The following is a 6129-nucleotide window of genomic DNA, read 5'->3' as shown; positions in this document are numbered from 1 at the left end:
GTTGGGATTCCTCCCAAAGAAGAACGAAAATCAACATGAACAAAGTTTTTTGTGTTACAGACCCCCCCCACTGCCTGGATCGCAGCTCCGCCGGGCCCGCCCGTCCCAGCGGCGACAGGTTCCCCGCGACCGCCCGGAACGCCGAACACCTTGCCGGACTGGCCGCCGCCTACGGCGACGCGGTGCTTCCGCTACAGCTGGACGTGACCGATAGGTCGGCGGTGTTCGCGACTGTAGAGCGCGCCGGAGAACACTTCGGTCGTCTCGACGTCATCGTGAACAATGCGGGTTACGGCGTACTGGGTGCTGTGGAGGAGCTGAGCGAGCAACAGTTGCGAGATCAGTTGGAGACCAACCTGTTCGGCGCGGTGTGGGTTGTTCAGGCGGTGCTGCCGCGGCTGCGCGAGCAGGGTGGCGGGCACATTGTTCAGATCTCCTCGGTCGGCGGCGTGGCCGCGTGGCCGCTCGGTGGCGCCTACCATGCGTCGAAATGGGCGCTGGAAGGTCTGAGCGAGTCTCTCGCACAGGAGGTTGCGGGCTTCGGCATCAAGGTGACCGTTGTTGAACCGAGCTCGTACGCGACCGAGGGCGCCGCCGGCGCCGTCCACGCCGAGATCGACCCACGGTATGCCGATCTCCGTGCGGCTTTCGCCACCTACGCGCAGACGCTCGATCAGGGTGACCCGGCCGCTGCGGGGCGGGCGCTGCTCGAGATCGTCGACAGCGACAACCCGCCGCTGCGGGTGTTCTTCGGGGCGCAGGGCAACGAGATCGTTCCGCAGGTCTACGCCGACCGGCTGGCGACCTGGGCCGATTGGCACAAGATCGCGATCGAGGCGCAAGGCCACACCCCCGCAGCCTGATTCGTCGACATGCCCACGGAAAGGCAACGCCCCCACCCGAATCGAGAGCGCTTCTCGAGTTGGGTGGGGGCTTTCGCCATTCGTGACCATCGTGGATCACGGCCCTACCTGGCCTGGTGACCTGCATCACGTGTTGTTATGTCGAGGTGGCGGGCGGTGTCCCGAGGACATGAGTGAGCACAACAGCAGCTGTACGAAGGTCGTGGTGATCGGTGGCGGCTACGCCGGAACCGTGGCGGCCAACCGTCTGCGGCAGCGCGACGACGTCGAGATCACCGTGGTCAACTCTCGTCCGCGGTTCGTCGAGCGCCTGCGGTTGCATCAGTTCGTGGCCGGAACCGGTGAGGTCGCGATCGACTACGACACGCTGCTCGGTGCGGGCGTGCGGTTGGTGGTCGACGACGCCATTCGAATCGATACGGCCGCACGGACCGTGGAGTTGGCATCCGGCCGCGCGTTGGACTACGACTACGTCGTCTACGCGGTCGGCAGTACTGCGGCGGTGCCCGCCTCCATACCCGGAGCAGTCGAATTCGCCTACCCCATAGCGGAATTGGAGCACGCGGAGCGGCTGCGCGCCGTCATCGAGGGGACGTCGGCGGCGGCGATCACCGTCGTCGGTGCGGGGCTGACCGGGGTCGAGACGGCGGCCGAGCTGGCCGAACAGGGCCATCGGGTCACGCTGGTCTGCGGCGATAGATTGGCCCCGACGTTCTCCGAGCGAGGGCGGCGGTTGGTGGCCAGATGGATGGCCAGGAATGGGGTCGAGGTGCTCGAGCGGGTGCGGGTGGCCCAGGTCCTGCCGGATGGGGTCGTATTGGCCGACGGCAGGGTGGTACCCGGTACAGCCACCATTTGGACCGCTGGATTCGGTGTTCCGGACCTGGCCGCACGCAGCGGCCTGCACACCGACGGGCTCGGTCGGCTCCTCACCGACGAGACGCTGACCAGCGTCGACGACGACCGGATCGTTGCGGCCGGTGACGCCGCCGCTCCATCCGGCGTGCCACTGCGGATGAGCTGCCAGGCCGCCGGGCCGCTCGGCGCTACGGCCGCGGACACCATTCTGGCCGGCATCAGCGGTGCTCGGCCCGCAGTGCTGGACCTGGCGTTCCTGGGTTCCAATGTCAGCCTCGGCCGCCGGGCCGGCATCGTACAGTTCGCCCGCAAGGACGACACCGCTGTGAACGCGTACCTCGGTGGCCGTATCGGCGCGCCGATCAAGGAGACGGCCACCAAATGGACGGTGTCGGGAATCCGATGGGAAGCGCGCAAGCCCGGCGTGTTGTTCTGGGCCAAGGGCGGCAGGCGGCTCGAACATTCGGTGAGCGGTGGCGAAGTGGTGACGAACCCGTGAGCAGCACCGACGAGCATGCCGAGCGATTCACCCTGTTACGGCCGCTGCTGTTCACGATCGCCTACGAAATCCTCGGCTCGGTAACAGAATCCGATGATGTTCTGCAGGATAGCTATCTGCGATGGGCGCGGGTGGATCTCGCTACGGTGCGGGACACCAAATCGTTTCTGGCGCAATTGGTGACCCGGCAGGCGCTGAACACGCGGCGGGCCGGCATCCGGCGTCGCGAGGACTATATCGGCCCATGGCTGCCCGAGCCGTTGCTGGTGACCGAACAGGACGCCGCGACCGATGTCGTGCTGGCCGAATCGGTGTCGATGGGGATGCTGGTGTTGCTGGAAACGCTGAGCCCTGACGAACGAGCGGTGTTCGTCCTGCACGAGGTGTTCGGCTTCGACTACGACGACATCGCCGCGGCGGTAGGCAAATCCGTCGCCGCGGTGCGGCAGATGTCCTACCGGGCCCGCCGGTATGTGCAGGCGCGGCGCAACCGGTTCGGGCCTGTCGACGCCGCGCGTACCGCCGAGCTCACCGAACTGTTCATGACGGCGGCGACGACCGGTGACATGGAGGGTCTGCTGTCGATGCTCGCACCGGATGTCACCTGGACCACCGACAGCGGCGGCAAGGCCACTGCGGTGAGTCAGATGATGACGGGTGCGCCGCAAGTGGCCACGACTCTCATGGCGCTGTTCGGCTCGATGCTGCGCAGACCCGACATCCGGATCGAGCCGGTGAACTGCAACAGCGAGCCAGCGGTGGCCATCTACACCGGCGACCGCCTCGAAGCGGTCCTCTTCCTCGAGCTGGCCGGCGACAGGATCGTCAACGGTTACGGTATCCGCAACCCGGACAAGCTCGCCGCCCTCTCAATCGCGCGCACGATCGCCCGGCGCCCACTGTAGGCGAGCCGTCGCAGCAAACCATTTGTCCTCAGGAGTGAAAGACCATGTCAACCAACAAACTCAGCGAGCTGACCGGCGACTATGTCCTCGATCCAGCCCACACCCGGATCGGCTTCATCGCCCGGCACACAATGGCCACCAGGGTGCGTGGGAACTTCCGAACCTTTGACGGCAACGCGCACCTCGACTTCGACGCACCACCGAGGTCGAGCGGTCGGCTCACGATCCAGGCGAAAAGCATCGACACCGGCAATCGGCAGCGCGACGATCTGCTGGGTAAGAAATTCCTCGGTGTCGACGACCACCCGGCGATCACTTTCGTCCTGACCCGGGTGGATCAGTCCGGCGAGGCGAATGTCGAGGTCACCGGTGACTTGACCATGCGTGGCATCACCCGGCCGATCACCATGGAATTCGAGCTGACCGGCGCGGAGACCGACCCGCGCGGCGCCCTCCGGATCGATTTCACCGGCAGCGTCACGATCAACCGCAAGGACTGGGGAGTGCACTGGAAGGCGGCCGCAGGCATGGTCGGCCCAAAGGTGGTGCTGCAGTTCGATGTTGCAGTAATCCGGAAGTCTTGAGCGGAAAGAGAATCGAGTGGATATCGACTCGGACTCGCACCGTCGACGCCGGTGGTTGCGCGCGCTGTCAGCGATGATCGCTTTGTTGCACCTCAGCGTGGTGACGCCAGCGGCGGTATCGAGTGCGGACAGCCATGCGGATTTGCCGGCTCTCGACGGCGGCCGGTTCGTCGAGACCGCGGTGGCGCGCTTTCATTTCCTGGAGGCGGGTCAGGGGCCGCCCATCGTTCTGCTGCCGGGTGGCACGCTGTGGTCGTACACCTATCGCGACATCATTGGCGCACTGGCCGCCAATCACACTGTCTATGCGGTCGACCTGCCTGGTTCGGGGTTCACCACGCTGCACGACGCGGATTTCGGATATGACGTGCGGGCCATGACAGAGGCTCTGCGGCTGTTCATGTCCGCGGTCGGCATTGCCCGTGCGTCCGTACTGGCACATTCCCTGAGCGGTTCGGTCGCCGAGGCGATCATCGTTGAATCTCGGTAAACCGATACTGGACAACAGTTTCCGCAGCCGCTGGACATCTACCCGACCGTCGTTGAGGCGGTCGTAGAGCGCCCCGTGCTCACGGCGATGCTCCGGGGTCACGTCGACTCCACCACCGACCGCACCGCGCCCTGCGCGCAGAGCACCGCATCGGTGAGCTCGAACAACTCGTCACCCCGCGCGGTCGGACACGCGCGTGCATCGTTCGCCGAATCCCTTCTGCGCGTGGGAATGCGCCGGGCTGGAGTCCAAGAACCGACACCGGCAAGTGTCGGAAGAACCGGCGCGGACTCTATTCCGACGGCCGTGCAAGGGGATCGAGGGTGCCGGGCACGGGTGTACCCCACACCGACACAAGAACTTGTGCGGGTTCTCGTTTTGTGCCCGAAAATGTGAGGAGCGGTGGGGCGCACAGGGGTTCGCCGGCGGTGTTGGGGAGCAGGAAGCGTCGTATCCGCACCGTCACGCCCCCACGATCACCGACACCGTCGCGTCGTAGTAGCTGGTGTTGTAGGCGGTGTGGGTGCCGGGGTCCACCGCCACACCCTCCGCATGTTTACCGACGGAGATGGCGGCCGTGGCGGGTCCCCGCGGTGGTGGCGAGGACGGGGACGGCGAATCCGGTTCGGACTGTGCGGTTTCCGGTTATGACGGGCACCCCGGGGACCCGTACAGGGTGCCGGTGGTGAGGGCGATCAACAGCGCGGCCATGGTGCCCAGGGCAGTGCCCGGGCGGGAGGTGCCGTTCAGGTTCGAGCAGGCGGAGTACCCCAGGGCATCGAGGATCGTGCCCGCGACCGTGTTGCTTCCGACCGGCGCGGCACTGAGGGGGTTGATGAGCTGCTGGCTTCCGCTCGCCGAACCCGAGGCCGAACCGGTTATCGGGGTTCCTTGCCCATTTCCGGTCGGGACGTCGGCGATATCGGACGTGCTCGACGAGGAGAGCGGCACGAGGGGGATGTCGGCTGCGGCGGGGGCTGCAACGGTCGACAGGGTTGCGGCGAGCGCGAGGGCTGCCAGCCCGACCCGGAGCATGCGGCTGTTGGTGTTCACCGACGGAAGATATGTGAAATTGTTTTATTTGAAACAGGATTGAGTGCCCCTTGTTCCTGGGGCAGTTGTCGAGTGCCACCGCGTGGTCCCCGGCTCGGGGGTGCAGTCGTACAACCGTGTCCGCGGCGCACCCGGCGACCTGCCGAGCCGACTCGGCCCGAAACGAACGACATTCCGAACACCATCAGCTATGGGAACGCCCCTCGCCTGGCAGGAGTGTTCGTGTTCGGCAGGTGATCGTTTTCCGAACGCGCGGGCACCCGCCGCGGACGATTCTCCTTACAGAAGGTTGTAGGTGGCATGAGAAGGGTGAAGGTGCCCTCGACTCTGCACTACCTGAGACACATCGACGCCGGATGGGCAGACGACGAACTCCTAAGAGTTTCAGATCCGAAGCCGACACCCCCGACTCGGACTGTGGCGGAAACCGAGGTGCGGTCGGCCTTATCCCGAATCTGCGGCGGACCAATCGGCCCCTCACCGGCCTGGCCATGCCGATGATGCTGATCCACAGGAGGGCCGGACCGGTCGCTATCCCGGGTCCTCACGGACGAACGCGGATGACCGTCTTTCCCTTGCGTCGCTTGGTCGGGTTGAAGGCGGCGACGGCGTCGTCGAGGGTCGCAACTGCGCCGATGTTCGTCCGCACTCGTCCGTCTCGCACCCGCTGGGCGATCTCGCCCAACTGAGCACGGTCGGATACGACGACGAAGCCGATCGCCAGTCCGTGGGCGGGTCGAGCCTCGGGCGGCCCGGTGACGGTCACCAGCGTTCCTCCCGCTCGAACGAGATCCGCCGACCGTTTCTGGATGTCTCCGCCGAAGACATCGAAGACCAGATCGACTCCGCCGATGTCTTCCAGAGAGTCGTTCTGAAG

General features: G+C 65.8%; 7 protein-coding genes. 5 read left to right on the top strand and 2 right to left on the bottom strand.

The genetic code is table 11. From position 1 onward, the window contains the following. Positions 1–35 precede the first annotated feature (35 nt). The 5 genes from ACFXN1_RS43200 (at position 36) to ACFXN1_RS43180 (ending at position 4199) form a co-directional block, all read left to right on the top strand. Complete coding sequence (locus tag ACFXN1_RS43200) at positions 36–863, top strand: SDR family NAD(P)-dependent oxidoreductase (protein WP_379463913.1); 828 nt, start codon at positions 36–38, stop codon at positions 861–863. Between the two features lie 169 nt (positions 864–1032). Further along, positions 1033–2220 carry an NAD(P)/FAD-dependent oxidoreductase gene (locus ACFXN1_RS43195; protein WP_379438584.1) on the top strand — a complete coding sequence of 396 codons (1188 nt, stop codon included), beginning with the start codon at positions 1033–1035 and terminating at the stop codon, positions 2218–2220. Further along, positions 2217–3125, top strand: a complete 909-nt coding sequence (sigJ, locus tag ACFXN1_RS43190; RefSeq protein ID WP_379438585.1) for an RNA polymerase sigma factor SigJ — start codon at positions 2217–2219, stop codon at positions 3123–3125. The genes ACFXN1_RS43195 and sigJ overlap by 4 nt, the downstream gene beginning before the upstream one ends. A gap of 44 nt (positions 3126–3169) precedes the next feature. Continuing rightward, the gene (locus ACFXN1_RS43185; RefSeq protein WP_379397720.1) at positions 3170–3709 is read left to right on the top strand and encodes a YceI family protein; all 540 of its coding nucleotides are present in this window, start codon (positions 3170–3172) and stop codon (positions 3707–3709) included. 16 nt (positions 3710–3725) lie between these two features. Then, a complete protein-coding gene (locus ACFXN1_RS43180) occupies positions 3726–4199 on the top strand; it encodes an alpha/beta fold hydrolase (RefSeq protein ID WP_379438587.1) in 474 nt (157 codons plus the stop codon). Positions 4200–4844: 645 nt separating this feature from the next. Here the strand turns inward: ACFXN1_RS43180 and ACFXN1_RS43175 are convergent. Beyond that, positions 4845–5252 carry a hypothetical protein gene (locus ACFXN1_RS43175; protein ID WP_379438588.1) on the bottom strand — a complete coding sequence of 136 codons (408 nt, stop codon included), beginning with the start codon at positions 5250–5252 and terminating at the stop codon, positions 4845–4847. Between the two features lie 544 nt (positions 5253–5796). After that, on the bottom strand, positions 5797–6129 hold a 333-nt coding region (locus tag ACFXN1_RS43170; RefSeq protein WP_379463911.1), incomplete at its 5' end, for a zinc-binding dehydrogenase.

This window comes from Nocardia sp. NPDC059154 (assembly GCF_042755705.1).
Taxonomy (GTDB): domain Bacteria; phylum Actinomycetota; class Actinomycetes; order Mycobacteriales; family Mycobacteriaceae; genus Nocardia.
The sequence above is the reverse complement of the archived record's forward strand: the minus strand, read 5'-3'. Positions and strand labels throughout refer to the sequence as shown.

What these genes read in the sequence shown, in the direction of transcription:
- ACFXN1_RS43200 (WP_379463913.1), top strand. Translation starts at nt 36, where the DNA reads ATGAACAAAGTTTTTTGTGTTACAGACCCCCCCCACTGCCTGGATCGC.
- ACFXN1_RS43195 (WP_379438584.1), top strand. Translation starts at nt 1,033, where the DNA reads ATGAGTGAGCACAACAGCAGCTGTACGAAGGTCGTGGTGATCGGTGGC.
- ACFXN1_RS43185 (WP_379397720.1), top strand. Translation starts at nt 3,170, where the DNA reads ATGTCAACCAACAAACTCAGCGAGCTGACCGGCGACTATGTCCTCGAT.